Consider the following 21,025-nt stretch of genomic DNA (forward strand, 5'->3'; position numbering starts at 1 on the left):
TGCGACCGGCCGGGCCTGACCCGTCAGGCCGGTTCGCGACAGCCTGTGATGCCGCCCCCGCGGGCGCACACAGCCGCGAAGCCAAGGGGGTGGCCGGGTCGTGGCCGGGAGGGCCGAGGCAAGGATGATGCTGGACGAACGCAAGCTCGAGGTGCACGCGCTCGAAGTAGGCATGTATGTCTGCCGCCTGGACCGGCCCTGGGAGGGCACCCCGTTCCTGCTGCAGGGGCTGACGGTCGAATCCGACGACGACATCCGCACGCTGGCAGGTCTGTGCCGGCATGTCTTCATCGACATCCAGCGTGGACTCGCGCCGTCGGGAGCGGGGCTGCAGCGGCTGGATGCGGCGCCCGCCAGGCTCGCGCCGCCGCCGGTGCCGCGCTGGCGCAGCTACGGAAGCGACGAGATCGCGGCGCTGCAGGGCTCGACGGTCTATCCGGAACGCGTGGAATTCGAGCAGGAACTGCAGCAGGCACGCGAGGCGCATGCGCAGGTCGCCGTGTTCGCCGAGCGCGTGCTCGACGGCGTCCGCGAGGGCCGCGCGGTCGCGGTGGAGGAAGTCCGCAGCGCGGTCGAGCCGATGGTGCGCAGCCTGGTGCGCAACGCCGACGCGTTCCTGTGGTTGGACGCGCTGCGCGCGCAGGGCGACTACGCCTACCGGCACGCGCTGTCGTGCAGCGCGCTCGCCGCGGCGTTCGGCCGCCACGTCGGTCTGCCCGAGCCGTTGCTGGTGGATCTGGCGAGCGGCGCGCTGCTGCTCGACATCGGCAAGCTGCGGGTGGATCCGGCGCTGCTCGCCAGCACGGCCGCCTACAGCGAGGACGAGCGCGCGCGGATGCAGGCGCATGTCGAGCAGGGGCTCGCGCTCATCGACGCGGGCGGCGAGGTGCCCGAGCACGTCCGCGACATGATCCGCACCCATCACGAACGCATCGACGGCGGCGGTTATCCCGGAGGTCTCGAAGGCGACGCGATTCCGCTGCTGGGGCGCGTCGCCGCCGTCGTCGACGCCTACGACGCGATGACGAGCGAGCGCCCGCACCGGCCTGCGGTCGCCCAGCATGTCGCCCTGCAGACCCTCTATCGGGCGCGCGGCGACCAGTTCGCGGCCGAGATCGTCGAGCAGTTCATGCAGTGCATGAGCGTCTATCCCATTGGCGCGCTCGTGGAACTGAGCAGCGGCGAAGTGGCGATCGTGACCGCGCAGAATGCCGCGCGGCGCCTGCAGCCGCGGGTGATGGTGCTCACCGGGCCGGACAAGCAGGTGCTCTCGCAGTTTCATTCGCTGGATCTCATGGTGCGCGCGCACAGCGATGATCCGGTGCGCATCGCCAGCGCACTGACGCGCGGCGCGTACGGTCTCGATCCGGTCGATCTGTTCCTGTGATGCGGCGAAGGGACCCGCGATGCTGAATCGTGCCGCGGTGCTGGCGGACGTCGCCGCAAGGGTGCGGCAGGCATCACCGGATGCTCCGCTCGGGGTACTGGTGCTGCGTGCGCAGCGCGTCCGCGACATCGAGCTCACCCTGGGCTACGCGGCAGGTGAAGCGCTGGGCCACGCGATGCAGGACGCGCTGGAAGCGGCGGTCCGCCCCGGCGACCGCGTGATCCGCATCGGCGCGCACGATTTCCTGGTGCTGCTGCCCGCGCTGCGCGGCCGCTCGCACGCTGCGCTCGGTGCGGCCAAGTTCGTCCGGGCCCTGCAGCAACCGCTCGATTTCGACGGGCAGCGCGCGCAGCCGATCGTGGTCGCGGGCATCGCGATGGCACCGGAAGACGGCGAGGACCCGGAGCTGCTGTGTCGCCGCGCCGATCGTGCCTGCGACGACGCCATGCACGGCGTGGAGCGGTACGCATTCTGGACGGCGCCGCCGATTCCCCTCGATACGCTGCACGACGATCTGCGTGCGGCAATCGCGGACAACCGGCTGTCCGTGCACCTGCAGCCGGTGGCCGTGCTGCCGGATCGCGTCATCCACGGCTATGAGGCCCTGTCGCGGTGGACGCATCCGAGGTTGGGTCGTATCCCGCCCGACGTGTTCATCGGCGTGGCCGAACGTGGCGGCACGATCGGCGAGCTGACCCGGTGGAACGTCAATGTCGCCCTGCGTCACCTGGCGACGCTGCGCGCTTCTGGGAAGCCGGTCCGGATCTCGATCAACCTGTCGGCCGTGGCCCTCCAGGTACCCGGTTTCGTCGATCAGGTGCTGGATCTGCTGCGCCTGTGGAACGTGCCCGGCGACGCGCTGGTCTTCGAGATCACCGAGAGTGCGCTGATGCGCGACGTCGAGCGCTGCAGCCATCTGCTGGCGCAGTTGCGGGCGGGCGGTGTCCGCATCGCCATCGATGATTTCGGCACCGGCTATTCGTCGCTCGCCTATCTGCGCCAGTTGCCGGTCGATGCCATCAAGATCGACCGAAGCTTCATCCGGGACATGGTCGGCGACCTGCGTGCGCGTCGGATCGTCGGCACGATGATCGAACTGGCCCACGACCTGGACCTCGTGGTGGTGGCCGAAGGCATCGAGGACGAAGCGACGCTCGCACTGCTGCAGGACGCGGGCTGCGACGCCGTGCAGGGCTATCTGATCGGGCGACCCGCACTGGCCGACGACGTGGTGCAGCGCGCGCAGGCGCGCTAGCGGTCCGGGCGGGGCCGATGCGCGTGATGCACGCGCGCAGGCGAACGGCAGGGTGATCCGCCAGGGTCAGCGCAGGCGCGTGGCGACCGCGTCCCAGTTCACCAGGTGCCAGAACGCATCGAGATACTTCTGCCGGTTATCCCGGTAGTCGAGATACCAGGCGTGTTCCCACATCGAGATCGCGAGCAGCGGCGTGTCCTGACCGGTGATCGGCGTGGCGGCATTCGCGGTCGATGCCAGCGCGAGCCGGCCATCGGGACGCTGCAGCAGCCACACCCAGCCTGCACCGAACGTTGACAGCGCCAGCGCGTCGAAGCGGGTCCGGAAGCCGGCGAAATCGCCGAACTGTTTCGTGATGGCATCCGCCAGCCGGCCTTTGGGTTCGCCCCCGCCACCGGCCGCCGCGGGCTTGAGCGAATGCCAGTAGAAGGCGTTGTTCCAGGCCTGTGCGGCATGGTCGAACGCGGCGCCCTGGGCCTTGCGGACGATCGTCTCCAGCGGCGCGTCGGCCAGTTCCGTGCCTGCCAGCAGGTGGTCGAGGCGCTCGAGGTGCGTGCGCTGCAGGTGGCCATGGTGCTGGTCGAGCGTGTCGCCCGACAGGTGCGGTTCCAGCGCGGTGCGGTCGTAGGGCAGGGCAGCGAGTTCGAGGGGCATGGACGTCGGTCCGGTGAGCGATGGCGGCGACGCGATAGAATGCACCAATTCCGAAACCCGATCCCCGCTGGCGATGTCCCGCGGCGGGTCCACAGGGAGCGTCACCGTGTCGATCCTCGAAGACATCCAGGCCGAAATCGACGGTCACGCCATCGTCCTGTTCATGAAAGGGACGCCGCAGTTTCCGATGTGCGGTTTCTCCAGCCGCACCGTTGCCGCGCTGCGCGAGGCCGGCGCTGCGCGTTACCGCACAATCAACGTCCTCGAGGCGCCGGAGATTCGCGCCAACCTGCCGCGCTTCTCGAACTGGCCGACGTTCCCGCAGCTCTTCATCCACGGCGAGCTGATCGGGGGCTGTGACATCACGACCGAGTTGCACGAATCCGGGGAACTGTCGCGCATGGTGGCCGAGGTGCTCGACGCGTGAGCGCGCAGGCTGCAGTGGTGGCTCGGCCCGGGGCACTGGGTGGGCGCGTCGTGCTCATCGTCGGCGCGGCTGGCGGCCTTGGGGAGTCGGCATCGTTGGCCTGCGCCGAGGCCGGCGCATCGCTGGTGCTGCTCGGTCGGCGCGTGCCCAAGCTCAACCGCCTGCACGACCGTCTGCAGAAGCTCGGGTCTGCGCCCGCGTTGTATCCGCTGGATCTCGAGGGTGCGACGCCCGACGACCATGCCGAACTCGCCGCGCGTCTCGAAGCGGAATTCGGTCGGCTCGACGGCATTCTGCACGTCGCCGCGGCGTTCGACGGCCTCACGCCGCTGGAGCTGACGGACCCGGCCGTATTCGCCCGCGCGTTGCACGTCAATCTCACCGCACGCTGGTGGCTGACCCAGGCCTGCCTGCCACTCCTGCGCCGCTCGGGTGACGGGGCGGTGGTGTTCGCGATCGATGACCCGGCACGCACCTCGGGTGCGTACTGGGGGGGCTATGGGCTGGCCCAGGCTGGACTCGCCGCCCTGGTCGGCATGCTGCAGGCCGAGCTCGGCGATGCGCCGGTGCGTGTCAGTGGCCTGCTCCCGCCGCCGATGCGCACGCCGCTTCGGGCCAGGGCCCATGTCGAAGCCGAGGACCGCGTCGCGCGTTCGCCTGCCGAGGTCGCAGCCCATTGCGTCGAGCTGCTCTCGCCTGCCGGTGCATCGCATCGTGGCCATCTCTGGTCGCCCGAAGGAGCGCGCGCAGGATGACCATCGCCTCCGCCGCGCTGCTGCTGTTCCTGATCCTGGATCCACTGGGGAACATTCCGGTGTTCCTGAGCATGTTGCGGCGGCTCACGCCGCAACGTCAGCGCATCGTGCTGGCGCGCGAACTTCTGATTGCACTCGTCGTGCTGATGCTGTTCCTGTGGGCCGGCAAGTACGCGCTCGAGGTCATGCACCTGCGCCAGGAATCGGTCGCGATCGCGGGTGGCATCGTGCTGTTCCTGATCGGCATCCGCATGATCTTCCCGCCGCCGGAAGGGCTGATGGGCGAGATTCCCGACGGCGAGCCCTTCATCGTGCCGATGGCGATTCCGCTGGTCGCCGGTCCGTCGGGCATGGCCGCGGTGATGCTGATGGGCAGCAACGAGCCCGACCGGCTCGGCGAATGGAGTCTGGCACTGCTGATCGCCTGGGGTGCCACGGCAGCGATCCTGTTTTCCGCGACCTATCTCTACAAGCTGCTCGGCGCACGCGCGCTGACAGCGATCGAGCGACTGATGGGCATGCTGCTGGTCGCGATCTCCGTCCAGATGCTGCTCGATGGCCTCGTCAGCTACCTCAGGACCGGTCTCGCCCCGGTGTGAGCGCGGCGTGACCAAAGCGCGACAAGGACTTAGCCGTCATTGTTGCAGCAGGTCATAAATCCCAACGCTGTCAGTAGGTTGCGGCCCGGGCCGGCTGTCATGGCACTGTCACTTCCGTTGTTTACCGTGTTAACCTGTTGTTAACCACGGCGCCACGCCCATGCGCCGTGACGGGGCCCCCCATTCTTGTTCCAAGACCTGAACGTCGCTCGCCAGCCGGCTTGCGCCGCACTCCACGCATCGAGGCTATACAACCCATGAACCACTCGCATCGCGCCCGACTCTCCAAGCTGTCGCTCGGCCTGATCGTCGCCCTTGCAGCCGCTCCCGCATTCGCGCAGACCACCTCGGCAGGCGTCGGTGGCCAGGTGACCGGCGCTGGCGGCGCGCCGGTGACCGGCGCGGAAGTGACCATCGTGCACACCGAGTCCGGCACCGTCAGCCGTGCCACGACCGATGCAAGCGGCCGCTACAACGCACGTGGCCTGCGCGTCGGCGGTCCGTACACGATCACGGTGACCAAGGCGGGCGAAGGGACGAGGACCGAGGACAACGTCTATCTCAACCTCAACCAGGTCAACACTGTCGATGCTGCCCTGACGGGTGACATGACCACCCTGGCGACCGTGACTGCGACCGCGATCGGTGGTTCGGAGATCTTCAGCGCCAACAAGATGGGCACGGGCACCAACGTGACGAGCGCGCAGCTCGAAGCCCTCCCCTCGATCAGCCGGACGCTGCAGGACTACGCGCGTCTCGATCCGCGGGTGTCGCAGACCGACAAGGCGCGCAACGAAATCTCGATTGGTGGCCAGAATCCGCGTTACAACGCGATCCGCGTCGACGGCATCAACAGCGGCGACACATTCGGCCTGGAGTCGAATGGTCTGGCAGCGCCGCGTCAGCCGTTCTCGATGGACGTCATCGACGAGATCGCAGTGGACGTGGCCAACTATGACGTCACCATCACGGGCGGCGTCGGCGGCGTGATCAATGCGGTCACGAAGTCCGGCACCAACAATTTCAGTGGGTCCGTGTACGGTCTGTACCGCGACAACGACTGGTCCGGCAAGAACCAGAACGATATCCGTCCGGTGCTGTTCGATTCGGAGGAGACCTACGGCGTCACCTTCGGTGGCCCCATCGTCAAGGACAAGCTGTTCTTCTTCGCCAACTACGAGAAGTACACGGGCAAGAACCTCTTCATCGGCAATTCCAGCTTCGGTCCGATCGGTTCCGGCGCAAGCAACATCGTGGGCATCGAGCAGGGCGACATCGACCGTGTGATCGGCATTGCCCGCAACACGTGGGGCTTTGACGCGGGTTCACTCGCACTTCCCGCGCTCGACACCGAATCCGAGGAATACGGCCTCAAGATCGACTGGAACATCACCGACAACCATCGCGCGAGCTTCCGCTACGCGAAGTCCGAGCAGAACCAGGCTTACCTCCAAGGGTTCGGCAACAGCTCGCTGGCGCTCAACACCTACCACTACACCAAGAGCTACGAGGTCGAGACGATGACCGCGCAGCTGTTCAGTGACTGGAGCGACTCGTTCTCCACCGAGATGAAGGTGTCGTACCGCGATTACTTCGTGCCGCGCGTCCCGCTGGCCGATCTGCCCGCCATTTCCGTGCGTATCGGTGACAACACGCTCAACCTCGGCACCGAAGAGAACACCCACGTCAATGCGGTCGGAACCGAGACGCTGAACGCGTTTTTTGCCGGCAACCTGTTCCTGGGCGACCACACGGTGAAGTTCGGCTTCGATTATGAAGACAACGACATCTACAACCTCTTCGGCCGACGTCTGAATGGCGTCTACAGCTACGACAGCATCGACGACTTCGAGGCGGGCACCGCCAGTCGCTATCAGCTCTTCTATCCGCGCGATGGCGTACGCGACAACATGGCCGCCGTGTTCGGTCTGAAGAACATCGGCGTCTTCGTGCAGGACTCGTGGGCGGTCAATTACAACCTGACCTTGATGTTGGGCGCTCGCTACGACGAGCCGCGTGTGGATGGTTCGCCCTTCTACAACCCCCGTGCCTTCAGTGCGTTCGGGTTCGACAACAGCCAGACCATCGACGGGAACGGGCTGTTCCAGCCGCGCGCCGGCTTCAACTACACGTTCGACAGCGAACTGCCGACGCAGCTGCGCGGCGGCGTGGGCCTCTTCCAGGGCGCAGCGGCCAGCGTCTGGCTCTCGAACGGATTCTCGAACTACGGTCGCGAAGCCTACGTCGACTACCTCTTCACCGCAGCCGACGGCGGGTTCAACGGCTTCAACCCCGATCCTGCGGCGCAGTGCGCCCTCGTGGGCCTGAACGGACGTCCCTGTCCGCCGACCGCCGCAGCCGGCGGCGCTGAAGCAATCGACTTCATCGATCCAGAGCTCGGCCAGCCGGCTGTCTGGAAAGCCAATCTTGCGTTTGACACCGAACTGCCGTGGTGGGGCGTGGTGGCTTCGGCTGAAGGCGTGTGGACCGAGGTCAAGGAAGCGATCTACTACCAGGAGCTCAATACCGGTGCGTCGACGCGTGTCGGTCAGGACGGTCGGCTGCTGTACTGGAACGATGCGGGCTACAACCCCGGCAGCTGGAACCAGAGCGGTGTGGGCAGCGGCGTGAACGCCCGTGCGGGTCGCGACACCAACTTCACCAACGTCATCATCGCCCGCCCCACCGACAAGGGTGAGAGCCAGCAGTACACGTTCGGGCTCAACAAGCCCTTCAACGAGAGTGACTGGTCGTGGCAGGTTGCCTATACCTTCACCCACGCGACCGAAGTCAGCGCGCTGACGAGTTCGACGTCGGGTTCGCAGTTGGGCAACAACGCCGTGTTCCAGGCGAACGAGGAAGTGGCGTCGCGCTCGAACTACGAAATCCGTGATCGGTTCTCCGCCGCGCTGACGTGGAAGCATGCGTTCTTCGGCGACAACAATACGTCTGTCTCGATGTTCTACGAGGGACGTTCGGGACGCCCCTTCAGCTACACCTTCGACAACGACGCCAACGGCGATGGCCGTTTCAACGATCTGCTGTACATCCCGGCGGGCCCTGGCGATGTGCTCTTCGGCTCTCCGGAAGAGGAGCGCGACTTCTGGGCGTACGTCGAGGGCGATGAATACCTTCGCTCGCACCGGGGCCAGGTGGCGGGCCGCAACGCGGCGCGCAACGACTGGGTCAACCAGTTCGATATCCGCATTTCGCAGGAACTGCCCGGCTTCTTCAACAACAAGGCGGAAATCTGGCTGGATATCCTCAATGTCGGCAATCTGATCAACAAGGATTGGGGCCGCATCGAGGAAGTCGGCTTCCCGGCGATGAAGGGTATCGTCGAGTACGGCGGTGTCGACCCGGCTACCGGCAAGTATGTGTACCGCTTCAACCGCCCGGACGAAGCGAGCATCTACGACGACAAGGGTGTGTCGCGCTGGGCTGCCCAGATCGGCTTCCGCTACAAGTTCTGATCCGCGGATCGAACGCGTGAAACCAGGAAACGGCCGGGGAAACCCGGCCGTTTTCTTATCTGCGGGGTCCTGCGCTACAGTGCCGCACCCCTAAAAGAAGCGAAGCAAGAATGAGCAACGAGATCGGGGCGGCGACGGCGCTGCCCACCGTGAATGCCTACGTCTATCCCCGCGGCGGCCTGGACGTCCTGTCCCGCGATGAAGTCGCCCGCCTCAAGGACGCGTCCGCCGGCGGCATGCACGATCTGCTGCGCCGGTGCGCACTCGCGGTGTTGACCAGTGGCAGCGCGTCAGACGACCCGCGCGCCGCCCAGGAGCTGTACCCCGACTTCGACATCCAGGTGCTGCAGCAGGATCGCGGCATCCGGATCGAGCTGGCGAACGCGCCGGCGATGGCCTTCGTCGATGGCCAGATCATCCGCGGTGTCGCCGAGCTGCTGTTCGCGGTCGTGCGCGATCTCGCATACACCGCGATCGAGTTGGGTCCGGAATACGCGACCGATCTCGAGTCTTCGGCCGGTATCACCAATGCGGTCTTCGGCCTGTTGCGCAATGCGCGTCTGCTGCAGCCGGGCGATCCGAACATGGTGGTCTGCTGGGGCGGCCACTCGATCAATCGCGTCGAGTACGACTACACCAAGCTGGTCGGCTACGAGCTGGGCCTGCGCGGCATGGACATCTGCACCGGCTGCGGCCCGGGCGCGATGAAGGGGCCGATGAAAGGCGCAAACGTCGCCCACGCCAAGCAGCGCCAATATCCGGCGCGCTACATCGGCATCACCGAGCCGGGCATCATCGCAGCCGAATCGCCGAACCCGATCGTCAACCAGCTGGTGATTATGCCGGACATCGAGAAACGTCTCGAATCGTTCGTGCGCCTGGGTCACGGCATCATCGTGTTCCCCGGCGGCGTGGGCACGGCGGAAGAGATTCTCTATCTGCTGGGCCTGCTGCTGCAGGAAGAGAACCGCGACATCCCGTTTCCCTTCATCCTCACCGGCCCGACCGCGTCGGCGCCGTACTTCGAGCAGATCGACCAGTTCATCCGGCTGACCCTCGGTGACGAAGCCGCGTCACGCTACGAGATCATCGTCGCCGATCCGGAGCAGGTTGCGCGCCGCATGTCGGCCGGCATCCGCAAGGTCAAAGAATACCGGGTCGCGCACAAGGACTCGTTCTACTTCAACTGGTCGCTGTCGATTCCGCTCGACCTCCAGCAGCCCTTCGTGCCCACGCATGAAGCCATGGCCGCGCTCGATCTGCACCACGGCCGCCGACCGCACGAACTCGCCGCCGATCTGCGTCGCGCGTTCTCCGGCATCGTCGCCGGCAACGTCAAGGAAGACGGTCTGCGACGCGTGGAAGAGTTCGGCCCGTTCCGCATCAACGGCGACCGCGACATCATGCAATCGCTGGATGCCCTGCTGCGCGCGTTCGTCGAGCAGCGGCGCATGAAGATCGCGGGGGATTACAGGCCCTGTTACGAGGTGGTGTCCTGACCGTCCAGCCGTCCCTGCCGCTACGTTCATCGCCCGCCGGCGACCGTCCGTCCGTCACTGCTTGAAGGACGGACGGCGCTGGCTAGACTGCGCCATGGGGAACGCCGGGCGTACCGGCGGCGGGCGGAAGCGGCATGCGAGCGAGGGGATTCACACTGGTGGAGTTGATGGTCACGGTCGCGGTCGTCGCGATCCTGGCGGCCATCGCGTTCCCCAGTTTCGAGGCGACGATGCGCTCGAACCGGGTATCCACCACCACCAACGAGCTGCTTGCTTCGTTCGCGCTCGCGCGGTCCGAGGCGCTGCGCAGCCCGGGGGGCGCGCAGGTGTGCTCCAGTGCCGATGGCGCCACATGCACCAATACGGCCTGGGACCAGGGTTGGATCGTCTGGATCAATATCGATGGGGAAGGCGACCAGCCGGAGGCGGCAGAAGGCGATCGTGTCGTGCGCTACTCGCAAGCCAAGCCGGGTGTTGCGATCACCGCCGCCGCGGGCGCCGCGAATACGAGCTTCCGCTTTGATCAGCGCGGGTTTCTGGCGGGTGGCGGACGCGCTTTGACGTTGGCCTCGGTCACCTGTCCGGCGGGTGCGCCGCTCGTGCGCACGTTCACCGTCCGGCCTACCGGAGGCGCGTCCATCGCGCGGGGAGATTGCCCATGAAACTGCACCGTTCCACGCAGCGTGGCTTCTCGATGATCGAGGTGCTGATCGCCATTGTTGTGCTCGCGATCGGCCTGCTCGGCTTCGCCCTGCTGCAGACCACCAACCTGCGCTACACCCAGAGCGCCAACAACCGCACGATGGCGACGAATCTCGCTTACAGCCTGCTGGACCAGATGCGGAGCAACCGGCTCTCCGCAGCCCAGTACACCAGCGCGGGCTTTGCAACGGCTGCGTGCACTGCGCCTGCAGGCAATGATGCCGTCTCGCAGGGGATCGCCAACTGGCGCTGCCAGGTCTTGAATGCGCTGGGGCCGTCGGCGCAGGCGACGGTCACATACGACGCGTCCGGTGAGGCAACGGTCACCCTGAGTTGGGGGGAGCGGTCCGCGATCGCCAGCGAGGACACGACCGAGTTCACCGCGAGGACCCAGCTGTGAGGTTTCCTTCTCCCAAACGCGCGCGCGGCGTCTCGCTGATCGAAATGATGATCGCGCTCGCGATCGGCACGTTCCTGATCCTGGGCCTGGCGCGTGTGTTTTCCGCGTCGCGCACCGCCTACCAGCTGTCCGAAGGTGTGTCGCGTGTGCAGGAAAACGGCCGCTTCGCGATCGACTTCATCCAGCGTGACCTGCGCATGGTCGGTCACATGGGGTGCGTCAACGATCAAGCGCACCTGCAGAACGTTGGTGCGCTGCTCAATCGTGTCCCCGCGGGAACCGCGGGCGCCAACTCGGGCGTCAATTTTCCGCTGGGCATCCAGGCGTACGAGGCGGCCAAGACATCGGCCACCACGATGAATCTTGGAACGGCGGCAAACACATGGACGCCGGCGCTTCCCGGCGCCCTGGCGGCGCTGAATCCTGCTCCCTCGCCCGGTAGCGATGTTCTGCAACTCCGGTTTCTTGCGAGCGAAGGTGCAGCCATCCAGGCTGTCGTGGTCTCCGGCACCACTTCGACGATCACGGTGGCGCCCGGTCGCTGGGATGCGTTGACGCAAGACGGGGTGGTGAACCCCACGATGTTCGGAATCGCCGACTGCAGCTTCGTTGATCTCTTCCTGCCATCGAGCACCAATGCAGCGACGAGAACCGTCACGGTGAACGCGGCGCTCGATCGCTACACGCCGCAGCCTGCAGGCCAGACGATGCTCTACCGCCTTGAATCTTTGGTGTACTACGTCGCGCCGAACGCGTCGGGGCAACGCTCCCTGTGGCGCGCGCGCGCGCTCGCGAGCGGCTTCTATGGTCCGGCAGAGGAGCTGGTCGAAGGCATCGAAAGCCTGCAGCTGCAGTTGGGCCTCGACCGCAACACCGGCACGATGCCGGCCGAATCACCGAGCGGGTACGTCGGTACGTTCGTCCTTCCTTCGGCCATGGCCACGACGGAGCCTGCATCGCGTTCGGTCGGTGCTGTACGGCTCGGCGTGCTGGCCAGCAGCCCCGACCGCTCGGCCTCCGGTCAGGCCCCCTTGGGACGCAGCGTGCTCGGCGTGAGGTTCACACCCGCAGACGCGACCGACACCCGATACCGCTTCGGCTACGAAAGCACCATCGCCATGCGCAACCGCCTCTATGGGAACTGAGATGGCCCGCTTCCAACCATCGCCTGCGCGCCGCCAGCGCGGTGCCGTCCTTTACATCGCACTCATCATGCTGGTGCTTCTGGCGCTGCTGGGCATCGTGGGCATGCAGGTCGCCGGCTTGCAGGAGCGCATGTCTTCCAACTACCGCGCGGTGAACCTGGCGTTCCAGGAAACCGAGGCGTTGACGCGCAGCGCCGAGTGCGCGCTGGAGGACATGATCAACCGTACCTCGACGGCCGGTTGCACTGCGGTAGTCGCCGCCGACATCCAGTCGTGCGACACCGGGTTCGATCCAGGCAACTGGGCCGCGGGACGGTCGTTCGCCGAGACCGGCGCGGTCAACGCGCGGCTGATCGGGCCGTGCATCTCGGGCAACTCCACGCTCGATATGGGCGCGGCCGTGAACGAAGACCCGAACCCGATTTACCAGGTCACCGCGTATCGCGTGGACGATCCTGGCAACCCGACGGCGCAGGCCGTCATCGACACCATCTTCAGGCCGTGAGGGCAGCGCCATGAAAGGCCGCACAAAACTCTATGCCGGTGCCACGGCGCTTGTTCTCGCCGGTAGTGCCTATTTCCTGCATTCCGTGATGGCCGTGCAGGGACAGGGTACGCTCGCGCAGCAGCCGTTGAACGTGCAGGCGCAGATCCCGCCCGCGTTCATCATGGCGGTGGACGACTCGGGTTCGATGACGTTCGAGACGCTGCTGCCCGGTCAGGATGGTCAGGGCTGCTGGAACCCGACCGGTGGCTTTTTCAATGCAAATGGATCCCCAAGGACTACGGCAGGAACGGGCGGCGCCTGTGGGTACAACCACCTTATTCCTTACACGGGCCATCGGATCGACGGCAATCGTCATGCGATTGCGCCGATCTTGACGTTCGGATTTGCTCGTTCCCACGAATACAACCCGTCTTACTTCAATCCGGCTGAGACCTATCTGCCTTGGTTGAACGCCGACGGCACTCCGTTCGGTGCAACTGCTACTAATCCCCAGGGCAATGCATCGATCACCGCGACTCGGGCGAACCCCCGCGCCAACTCGCCGGTCATCGATATGACGGAGGACCAGGAAAACACGGACACTGCGTTGGGTTTCCGTTTGCTCAACGGCATGACGTTGCCATTCGGCACCGAGTACTACGCCACCGGCGCGTGCGGCAACGGGGCAGGTGCGGTGGGCGGTACCGGCGCCACTCGAAACCGTTGGGTCACCGTAGGTCCTCTGGCCGGTGGCAGCGTCACCGCGACATGCACGGTCGGGATCCGATACTTTCCCGCGACCTTTTATCTTTCAACCTCTGCGCCTGCACCCGCCGGTTATCGGGCGACGGTTCTCAACACGCTTCTGCCAGGCGTTTTTGGCGGGCGCCAGCTTGCGTCCAACGCATGCGGTCCTGGATGCGACATGTACCGGTACGAGATCAGGCGCGAGAACTACACATCTACCGGTGCGTACAACGCGGCAATCCAGAACTTCGCCAACTGGTTTTCGTTTTATGGCAATCGCAATCGCGCGATGATCGCGGGCATGACGCGCTCGCTGAGCGACGTCCAGAATATGCGCGTCGGCTATTTCCGGATCAACAGCCGAACCAATCCGGTCGCGATGCGCAATATGAATCTGCCCAGCGAGAAGTCCTTGCTGTACACGGATCTGCTTGCGTTGCCCGCCAGCGGTGGCACGCCGAACCTGTTCGCGGTGGATCATATCGGCCGTCAGTTCCAGCGCACTGGCAACGGCGCCCCGATCCAGCTCGCGTGCCAGAAGAATGCGGGCATGCTGTTCACCGACGGCTACAGCAACGGCGGCACGCCGGGCGCGAATGCGGTCACCGGGCTTGGTGCGCCATTCGATCCGACACCTTCGGGCAGCCTTGCGGCGATCGCGACCCAGTACTACCAGACCAACCTGCGTCCCGATTTCCCGACGGGTCGCGTGCCGGTGCCAACCGGATGCAGCGCCGCCAATCCTGACCCGCGTCTGGATTGCAACACCAATCTCCACATGAACTTCTATGGCGTGACCCTGGGCGCCACCGGGTCGATCTATGACCCGGATGTGGCCCGCGATCCATTCGTTGCGCCGTTCCCCAACTGGCCCGGGCACAACAACGACAATCCCACGACGGTCGACGACATCTGGCATGCCACGATCAACACCCGTGGCGAATACATCAATGCGCGCACGCCCAATGACATCACGGCTGCGATGCGGCGCGTGCTGGCGTCGGTCAGCGCCGGGTCTTCGCCGGCCGGCAGTATCGCGCTGACCGGTGCGCGTATCGGCGCCGGGTCGTTGTCGGTGTTTCCGTTCTACGAGGCGCGCAACAACGGGACCGACTGGTACAGCACGCTGACGGCGCAGTCGGTCACGACGAATCCGAACACCGGTGTGGTGAGCTTCTCCAATGCCTGGGAGGCGAGCAACCGAATGCCGGCGGTCGCGGCCCGTAGCGTGTGGTACGGCACCGGCACCAACGCTGCGCTGTTCAATCCAACGAATGTCAATTCCCTGGCACGGTTGTGCGACAACCCGGTGCCGAACATGTCGCTGTGCTCGCAGGCCACGCTGGCTGCGCTCGGCGGCGCAGGCAGCACGCTGACGCTGACCGAGGCCATCAATTACCTGAAGGGCGACCAGACGCTGGAGGCCGAGCGTAACGTCAACGGCACATTGCGCTTCCGGACCACGCGCCTCGGCGACATCGTCAACGCCACACCGGTCGTCAGCGCGCCCACGGACGATTACGGGTATCGCGCGTTGCCGGCGCCTTACGGTGCGAGCTACGCCACCTACATGTCCAGCAAGGTCACGACCGGAAACACGAATCTCCGTCGGCCGATGGTCTATGCCGGTGCGAATGACGGCATGCTGCACGGCTTTGACGGGCGCACGACGACGGCCGGCGGTATCGAACGGTTCGCCTTCATTCCGCAGACCGTGCTCGGGCACATGGGTAACCTGCTGTTTCCCTACGACCAAGCAGCCAGCGGCGACCAGCGCTTCCAGCACCGCTATTTCGTCGATGGACCGCTGGCGGTTTCCGATGCCTACTATGGTGCGGGCGCTGACGCGGGTTGGCGTACGGTCCTTGTCGGCTCGACCGGCGCTGGCGCGAAGGGCGTGTTCGGTTTGAATGTCTCCGGTGTGTCCCGTACGTCAGGTGACTTTGCGGCAGCCGACCGGTTGTGGGAAGTGAGCGCCCTCAACACCAGCCTGACCCAGGCGCAACGGGAAAACATCGGCTACGTGCTGGGACGTCCGGTGATCGTGCCGGTCAAGACTGGCTCTGCGACCGGGCCGGTGAAGTGGCACGCGATCTTCGGCAACGGCTACAACAGCACCAGCGGCAAGGCGGTGCTGTACATGGTCGAGATCGGAACCGGCGCGCCGCAGATCAGAATGATCGAAGCCGTCGAGTCAGGTGCACCGGCCGGCAGCAACGGCTTGGGCAATGTGGTCGTCCTCGACCGTTTCACTGGCGCTGCCGACAACTCGCTGACAGCATCGGGGCGGGATGGTTTCGCTGATACCGCCTACGCGGCCGATCAGAAGGGCGCGGTCTGGAAGTTCGATTTGCGTGCTGCGACGCCTGTAGCACCGACGCGGCCGCTCTTCACCTCGCTGCTCTATACGAGCGGCGCCGAGAACAACACGCGCCAGCCGATCCTCGGCGGTCTGACTGCAGCGGCCGGTCGCAACGGTGGCGTCATGCTGTACTTCGGTACCGGCAGCTTCTCGTTCGATGGCGATCCGGTCGACGTGACGCAGCAGTCGCTCTATGCGGTGCTCGATGCGGGCACCGGTCAGCCCACGACGACCATTACCCGCACCAACCTCTCTGCCCAGACCATCACGTCAACAAGCGACGGTGTGCGTTCGACAAGCTCCAATATCCCGGCTGCCGGACGACTTGGGTGGTACATCGATCTGCCGGTGCGCGAGCGGTTCGTCGGATATCCCCGCATCGAGAGCGGCATCGTTTTCATGCCGACCTATGCACCGGTCAGTGCGCTCCAGTGCAGTGTGGAGGGCGCCAACTGGCTCTACGGTCTCAATGCGTTGACCGGCGCTGCCGGCTTGTCGAATGTGACCTACGATTCCCCGCAAGGCGAGTCGCCCGGCGCAGGCACAGGAGCGATCTCGCTCAACACGCAGGGCACGGCGCCGGTCAAGGATGTCGCCATCTTCAGTTCGCCGCGCATTTCACCCCTCGCTGCCGGAGCGACGCCGGATGACCTCGACGATGCGCTTGAAGCACAGTGTTCGATGGTGATCCAGGTCGCGGGTGCGCCGCCGCTGTACCTCAAGCGGCCCTGCGGTCGCCAATCGTGGAGGCAGATCCAGTGACCAGCGCTTTCGCTCGGCATACACCAACTGCGCGTTCGCGCTTCGCGCGCGGATTTACCCTGATCGAGCTGATGGTCGTCGTGGCGGTGGTCGCGATTCTGGCCTCGATCGCCCTCCCGAGCTATCAGGATTCCGTGCGCAAGTCGCGGCGTGCGCAGGCCAAGGCGGACATGGTCGAGCTGGCGCAGCGTTTTGAGCGTTTCCACACGGTCAATAACACCTACGAAGGATTCTGGGCAGGGGCGTTCGGCGCCGCGAATGCGAGTGTCGCATCGCCCTCGACGCAGGGGGCAACGGTTGCCTATCTGATTACCAGTGAGGCGACGCCCAATACGTTCACGCTGACGTCGGAGCCGCAAGGCAACCAGACACAGGACACGCGTTGCGGCACCCTCGGGATGACGAATACGGGGGTAAAGAGCGAAACAGGGACAGGGAGCCTTTCAGACTGCTGGTAGTCCGGACGAGCAAAGCAAGCTTCAGTAAGCCGCGGCGCAGTCCGCGGCTTTTTTTTGCTGTCCAGCATCTCCGGTGCGCAAAAAAAAAGCCCATGCATTGCTGCACAGGCCTTTTGATGTCTTGGCGCCCGAAGTTGGACTCGAACCAACGACCCCCTGATTAACAGTCAAGTGCTCTAACCGGCTGAGCTATTCGGGCGGGGACGCACATTCTAGTCGGTTGTCGGCATGGGTCAAGCGTTGGATCGCGACTTTTCGAAAGTTGCCGCGTGCGGTGCTCCGGGCTGCGGCACCGGCCTCCGTGATGGCGGCATGCAGGGTCTAGGTGCTCTGACCTGTCGCGCGGGTCAGAAGGGACACGGTCGATCCGTAGCGGGTCGCGAGCTCCGGATCCTGCCCAGGTTGTTGACGACGACCTGTCCGCCCAGCCTGTCGGCGCGACAGACGTTGACCGTCAGGTTGGTGCCTGCACTGCGGCCGTCACGCTGGTATCGAACGAAGGGACGGGTGGACGCGAGGCGGAGCGAACCCGTGGCGCCCGAGGGCGCGTCGGCCTCGCGCAGCAGCTCCATGGCGGTGTCGGGCCGACGATTGCCGTCGGGATCCAGGAACACGATCCAGCCCTTGCCCCAGTCGGCGTCCGATCGACAGCCGTCGAGTGCGCGTCCGGGACAGGCCACGATCGGGCTGCGGCGTGTGATCGCCGCGTTGCGCGCCATCGCAAGATCGGCGCTGACCAGGTGCAGCGCGGTCCGGACCCGATAGCGGTCCAGAACATCCGCGAAGGCCGTCATCCCGAAGGTGCAGAGCAGGGTGAGGAGGGCGAGGGTCGTCATCAGCTCGACGAGCGTGAGGCCGCGCATGGGGCGTGTCCCGTGCGTTTCCTGGCCGGAGGCGCGGAAGGGCGGCTTCGAATATCCAGGGATCGGTGAAGGCGGCGGCGCGCCGCTGATGCCCGGTGTGCCTGCGTCACACGGATGCGCATGCCGGCGGCCGGGTGGCAGTCCGGCCCCGTCCAGATGGAGGCGGTCGCGCGGAAGGTTAGCGGTGTATCGCTGGCGCATGAGGACGTCCTTGTCCTGTCGCTGGGCGGGCGCCTCCACGACGCGATTGCGATCGGCTCCGTCATGCCGGTCGCGGGTGTCGTCTCAGCTCCTGCACCGGTTACCTGCAATCCTGCAGGGCATCCAGATTCCGCGTGTCGGCGGGCCCGTGCAGCCGGTCTGCGTCCCATGCGGTGGTCGGAAACCGCCCACTGCTATCGTGGGCGGCCGCGTCACAACGATGTCCGCGCCCTGTCCATGTGCCCCGAGTGCGCCGGATTCGCGTTGTGGCGGGTTGCCTCTGTCCCCATGTCACCTGCTTCCCCGGATCGGCCTGCCTCATGAACGACGTCATCCACCCCGCCGCGTTCCAGCTGGTCTCGCCGTACAAGCCGGCGGGCGATCAGCCGCAGGCGATCGAAAAGCTGGTCGACGGCTTCGAGGCGGGTCTGGCGCACCAGACGCTGCTAGGCGTCACGGGCTCGGGCAAGACCTACACCATCGCCAACGTGATCCAGCAGGTGCAGAAGCCGACGCTGGTGATGGCGCCGAACAAGACCCTGGCCGCGCAGCTCTACGGCGAGTTCAAGTCGTTCTTCCCGCACAACGCGGTCGAGTACTTCGTCAGCTATTACGACTACTACCAGCCCGAGGCGTACGTGCCGTCGTCGGACACGTACATCGAGAAGGACAGTTCGGTGAACGAACACATCGAACAGATGCGGCTGTCGGCGACCAAGGCGCTGCTCGAGCGACGCGATGCGATCGTGGTCTGTTCGGTGTCGGCGATCTACGGCCTCGGCGATCCGAACGAGTACTTCCGGATGGTGCTGCACATGGTGCGCGGCGAGCGCATCGACCAGCGCGAATTGATCCAGCGCCTGACGGCGATGCAGTACAGCCGCAACGACACCGAATTGCGCCGCGGCACCTATCGCGTGCGCGGCGAGGTCATCGACATCCATCCGGCGGAATCGGAAATGGATGCGCTGCGCATCGAGCTGTTCGACGGCGAGATCGAGCGCATCACCCAGTTCGACCCCTTGACGGGCGAGACCAAGCGCACCTTGCCGCGTTACACCATCTACCCGAAATCGCACTACGTCACCACGCGCCGCACGACGCTCGAAGCGGTCGAGGCGATCAAGGCGGAACTGCCGCCGCGCCTGGAGCAGTTCTATGCCGAGAACAAGCTGGTCGAGGCCCAGCGTCTGCAGCAGCGGACGCAGTTCGATCTGGAAATGATGGCCGAGGTCGGCTACTGCAACGGCGTGGAGAACTATTCGCGGCATTTGACCGGACGCATGCCCGGTGAAGCGCCGCCGTGCCTGTTCGACTATCTGCCGCCGGACGCGCTGCTGGTGGTCGACGAGTCACACGTGACCGTCCCGCAGATCGGCGCCATGTACAAGGGCGACCGTTCGCGCAAGGAAACGCTGGTGAACTTCGGCTTCCGCCTGCCGTCGGCGATGGACAACCGGCCGTTGAAGTTCGAGGAGTGGGAAGGGCGTGCGCCGCGCGCGATCTTCGTCTCGGCGACGCCCGGCAAGTACGAACTGGACAAGTCGGAGGGGCAGATCACCGAGCTGGTGGTGCGCCCGACCGGCCTCATCGATCCGGTGGTCGAGATCCGCCCCGTCGCGAGCCAGGTCGATGATGTCCTGGGCGAGATCCGCGAGCGGGTCGAGATGGGCGACCGCGTGCTGATCACCGTGCTGACCAAGCGGATGGCCGAGAACCTCACCGAATATCTCGGCGAGCACGAGATCAAGGTGCGCTACCTGCATTCGGACATCGACACCGTGGAGCGTGTGGAGATCATCCGTGACCTGCGCCTCGGCAAGTTCGACGTCCTGGTGGGCATCAACCTGCTGCGCGAAGGACTCGACATGCCCGAGGTATCGCTGGTCGCGATCCTCGATGCCGACAAGGAGGGCTTCCTGCGCTCGGGCGGTTCGCTGATCCAGACGATCGGCCGCGCGGCGCGCAACCTCCGCGGCAAGGCGATCCTCTACGCCGACCGGATCACCAATTCGATGCAGATGGCGCTCGACGAGACCGATCGCCGCCGGGCGAAGCAGGTCGAGTACAACACCGAGCACGGCATCACGCCGACGTCGGTGGCGCGCGCGATCGTCGACATCATGGAAGGCGCCCGCGCCGAGCCCGAGCTGGAGAAGAAGGGGCGCGGCAAGAGCCGCAAGGTGGCAGAGCCGGTCGAGGATTACGCCGCGATGCCACCGGAGAAGCTGGCCGCACGCCTCAAGGCGCTGGAGCAGCAGATGTACCAGCACGCGCGCGATCTGGAGTTCGAGGCGGCCGGTCGGATCCGCGACCAGATCCGCCAGATCAAGGACGCGAGCCTGGTCCGGTAGAAATTTGCGCGCGGGTATTCGACAACGCGCGAATCCGGTGTATGATTCGCACCCTTCGGGCGGTTAGCTCAGCGGTAGAGCACTACCTTGACATGGTAGGGGTCACAGGTTCGAACCCTGTACCGCCCACCACCTCGTACCCTTGATGCAGCAGGGTGGGGTGGGATCGAAGAGCCGGCCGGCGCGCAGCGCCCTGGCCGATGTGACGCGCGATCGGCCGACGTCAGGCCACACGCATCTTCATCTCTCCGGATTCACGCACGCGGTTCGCGCTGCTGTCTCGCCCTGCGCGCAGGGGCGACGTATGCGACTCGCAATCATCGGTGCGCTTGCGCGCATCGGTCGATGCAGTGGGCGCGTGCCGTCACGCCGGCTCCCGTCTGCAGGGCGCAGCCTAGCGGCAAGCAGGCCGTCGGCTTGACAGGATCCTCCATGCACGCTGCTTCGAGGATGTCCCGCCGCTGGTCGCGCTTGCGCAGCCGGTTCGGCACATAC

General features: G+C 65.6%; 16 protein-coding genes and 2 tRNA genes. 15 read left to right on the forward strand and 3 right to left on the reverse strand.

Annotated elements, in window-relative coordinates:
- The first annotated feature begins 124 nt into the window (after positions 1-124).
- Positions 125-1,387, forward strand: a complete 1,263-nt coding sequence (locus CURTO8I2_RS01925; RefSeq protein ID WP_236550974.1) for an HD-GYP domain-containing protein — start codon at positions 125-127, stop codon at positions 1,385-1,387.
- A 19-nt stretch (positions 1,388-1,406) separates the two neighbouring features.
- A complete protein-coding gene (locus CURTO8I2_RS01930; RefSeq protein ID WP_159678222.1) occupies positions 1,407-2,642 on the forward strand; it encodes a bifunctional diguanylate cyclase/phosphodiesterase in 1,236 nt (411 codons plus the stop codon).
- A 66-nt stretch (positions 2,643-2,708) separates the two neighbouring features.
- On the opposite strand, the gene CURTO8I2_RS01935 is transcribed toward CURTO8I2_RS01930, so the two are convergent.
- Positions 2,709-3,296, reverse strand: coding sequence for a Fe-Mn family superoxide dismutase (locus CURTO8I2_RS01935; RefSeq protein WP_159678224.1), 588 nt, complete (start codon positions 3,294-3,296; stop codon positions 2,709-2,711).
- Between the two features lie 106 nt (positions 3,297-3,402).
- Between CURTO8I2_RS01935 and grxD the strand changes: the two genes are divergently transcribed.
- The 11 genes from grxD to CURTO8I2_RS01990 all read left to right on the forward strand — a co-directional run bounded on the left by grxD (position 3,403) and on the right by CURTO8I2_RS01990 (position 17,112).
- On the forward strand, positions 3,403-3,723 hold the full coding sequence (gene grxD / locus CURTO8I2_RS01940; protein ID WP_159681508.1) for a Grx4 family monothiol glutaredoxin: 321 nt from the start codon (positions 3,403-3,405) through the stop codon (positions 3,721-3,723).
- A complete protein-coding gene (locus CURTO8I2_RS01945) occupies positions 3,720-4,478 on the forward strand; it encodes an SDR family NAD(P)-dependent oxidoreductase (RefSeq protein ID WP_236550975.1) in 759 nt (252 codons plus the stop codon). The genes grxD and CURTO8I2_RS01945 overlap by 4 nt, the downstream gene beginning before the upstream one ends.
- Positions 4,475-5,077 carry a YhgN family NAAT transporter gene (locus CURTO8I2_RS01950; RefSeq protein ID WP_159678226.1) on the forward strand — a complete coding sequence of 201 codons (603 nt, stop codon included), beginning with the start codon at positions 4,475-4,477 and terminating at the stop codon, positions 5,075-5,077. Before CURTO8I2_RS01945 ends, CURTO8I2_RS01950 begins: the two co-directional genes overlap by 4 nt.
- A gap of 257 nt (positions 5,078-5,334) precedes the next feature.
- Entirely contained in the window at positions 5,335-8,550 is a 3,216-nt protein-coding gene (locus CURTO8I2_RS01955) for a TonB-dependent receptor (RefSeq protein ID WP_159678227.1), read from the forward strand.
- Positions 8,551-8,660: 110 nt separating this feature from the next.
- Positions 8,661-10,049 carry a nucleotide 5'-monophosphate nucleosidase PpnN gene (gene ppnN / locus CURTO8I2_RS01960; RefSeq protein WP_159678228.1) on the forward strand — a complete coding sequence of 463 codons (1,389 nt, stop codon included), beginning with the start codon at positions 8,661-8,663 and terminating at the stop codon, positions 10,047-10,049.
- A 134-nt stretch (positions 10,050-10,183) separates the two neighbouring features.
- Positions 10,184-10,711 carry a GspH/FimT family pseudopilin gene (locus tag CURTO8I2_RS01965; RefSeq protein WP_201295459.1) on the forward strand — a complete coding sequence of 176 codons (528 nt, stop codon included), beginning with the start codon at positions 10,184-10,186 and terminating at the stop codon, positions 10,709-10,711.
- Positions 10,708-11,151 (forward strand): type IV pilus modification protein PilV, encoded by a 444-nt coding sequence (gene pilV, locus CURTO8I2_RS01970; RefSeq protein WP_159678232.1) that lies wholly within the window; start codon positions 10,708-10,710, stop codon positions 11,149-11,151. Before CURTO8I2_RS01965 ends, pilV begins: the two co-directional genes overlap by 4 nt.
- The gene (locus tag CURTO8I2_RS01975) at positions 11,148-12,296 is read left to right on the forward strand and encodes a PilW family protein (protein ID WP_236550976.1); all 1,149 of its coding nucleotides are present in this window, start codon (positions 11,148-11,150) and stop codon (positions 12,294-12,296) included. The genes pilV and CURTO8I2_RS01975 overlap by 4 nt, the downstream gene beginning before the upstream one ends.
- A gap of 1 nt (position 12,297) precedes the next feature.
- Complete coding sequence (locus tag CURTO8I2_RS01980) at positions 12,298-12,801, forward strand: PilX N-terminal domain-containing pilus assembly protein (protein ID WP_236550977.1); 504 nt, start codon at positions 12,298-12,300, stop codon at positions 12,799-12,801.
- Positions 12,802-12,811: 10 nt separating this feature from the next.
- The gene (locus tag CURTO8I2_RS01985; RefSeq protein ID WP_159678235.1) at positions 12,812-16,654 is read left to right on the forward strand and encodes a PilC/PilY family type IV pilus protein; all 3,843 of its coding nucleotides are present in this window, start codon (positions 12,812-12,814) and stop codon (positions 16,652-16,654) included.
- Positions 16,651-17,112, forward strand: coding sequence for a type IV pilin protein (locus CURTO8I2_RS01990; RefSeq protein ID WP_255475739.1), 462 nt, complete (start codon positions 16,651-16,653; stop codon positions 17,110-17,112). Before CURTO8I2_RS01985 ends, CURTO8I2_RS01990 begins: the two co-directional genes overlap by 4 nt.
- Before the next feature lie 122 nt (positions 17,113-17,234).
- Here CURTO8I2_RS01990 and CURTO8I2_RS01995 read toward each other — a convergent pair.
- Positions 17,235-17,311, reverse strand: a tRNA-Asn gene (locus CURTO8I2_RS01995).
- A 148-nt stretch (positions 17,312-17,459) separates the two neighbouring features.
- Complete coding sequence (locus CURTO8I2_RS02000; protein WP_159678237.1) at positions 17,460-17,975, reverse strand: GspH/FimT family pseudopilin; 516 nt, start codon at positions 17,973-17,975, stop codon at positions 17,460-17,462.
- A gap of 521 nt (positions 17,976-18,496) precedes the next feature.
- Between CURTO8I2_RS02000 and uvrB the strand changes: the two genes are divergently transcribed.
- Both uvrB and CURTO8I2_RS02010 read left to right on the forward strand, forming a co-directional pair.
- Entirely contained in the window at positions 18,497-20,530 is a 2,034-nt protein-coding gene (gene uvrB, locus CURTO8I2_RS02005) for an excinuclease ABC subunit UvrB (protein WP_159678239.1), read from the forward strand.
- A gap of 57 nt (positions 20,531-20,587) precedes the next feature.
- Positions 20,588-20,662, forward strand: a tRNA-Val gene (locus CURTO8I2_RS02010).
- Positions 20,663-21,025: the final 363 nt, after the last annotated feature.

The organism is Luteimonas sp. 9C (assembly GCF_902506295.1).
Lineage (GTDB): Bacteria > Pseudomonadota > Gammaproteobacteria > Xanthomonadales > Xanthomonadaceae > Luteimonas.

Excerpts from the sequence above, each read along its gene's own strand:
- CURTO8I2_RS01925 (WP_236550974.1), top strand. The coding sequence starts at position 125 with ATGATGCTGGACGAACGCAAGCTCGAGGTGCACGCGCTCGAAGTAGGC.
- CURTO8I2_RS01930 (WP_159678222.1), top strand. The coding sequence starts at position 1,407 with ATGCTGAATCGTGCCGCGGTGCTGGCGGACGTCGCCGCAAGGGTGCGG.
- CURTO8I2_RS01935 (WP_159678224.1), bottom strand. The coding sequence starts at position 3,296 with ATGCCCCTCGAACTCGCTGCCCTGCCCTACGACCGCACCGCGCTGGAA.
- CURTO8I2_RS01950 (WP_159678226.1), top strand. The coding sequence starts at position 4,475 with ATGACCATCGCCTCCGCCGCGCTGCTGCTGTTCCTGATCCTGGATCCA.
- CURTO8I2_RS01955 (WP_159678227.1), top strand. The coding sequence starts at position 5,335 with ATGAACCACTCGCATCGCGCCCGACTCTCCAAGCTGTCGCTCGGCCTG.
- ppnN (WP_159678228.1), top strand. The coding sequence starts at position 8,661 with ATGAGCAACGAGATCGGGGCGGCGACGGCGCTGCCCACCGTGAATGCC.
- CURTO8I2_RS01965 (WP_201295459.1), top strand. The coding sequence starts at position 10,184 with ATGCGAGCGAGGGGATTCACACTGGTGGAGTTGATGGTCACGGTCGCG.
- pilV (WP_159678232.1), top strand. The coding sequence starts at position 10,708 with ATGAAACTGCACCGTTCCACGCAGCGTGGCTTCTCGATGATCGAGGTG.
- CURTO8I2_RS01980 (WP_236550977.1), top strand. The coding sequence starts at position 12,298 with ATGGCCCGCTTCCAACCATCGCCTGCGCGCCGCCAGCGCGGTGCCGTC.
- CURTO8I2_RS01985 (WP_159678235.1), top strand. The coding sequence starts at position 12,812 with ATGAAAGGCCGCACAAAACTCTATGCCGGTGCCACGGCGCTTGTTCTC.
- CURTO8I2_RS02000 (WP_159678237.1), bottom strand. The coding sequence starts at position 17,975 with ATGCGCGGCCTCACGCTCGTCGAGCTGATGACGACCCTCGCCCTCCTC.
- uvrB (WP_159678239.1), top strand. The coding sequence starts at position 18,497 with ATGAACGACGTCATCCACCCCGCCGCGTTCCAGCTGGTCTCGCCGTAC.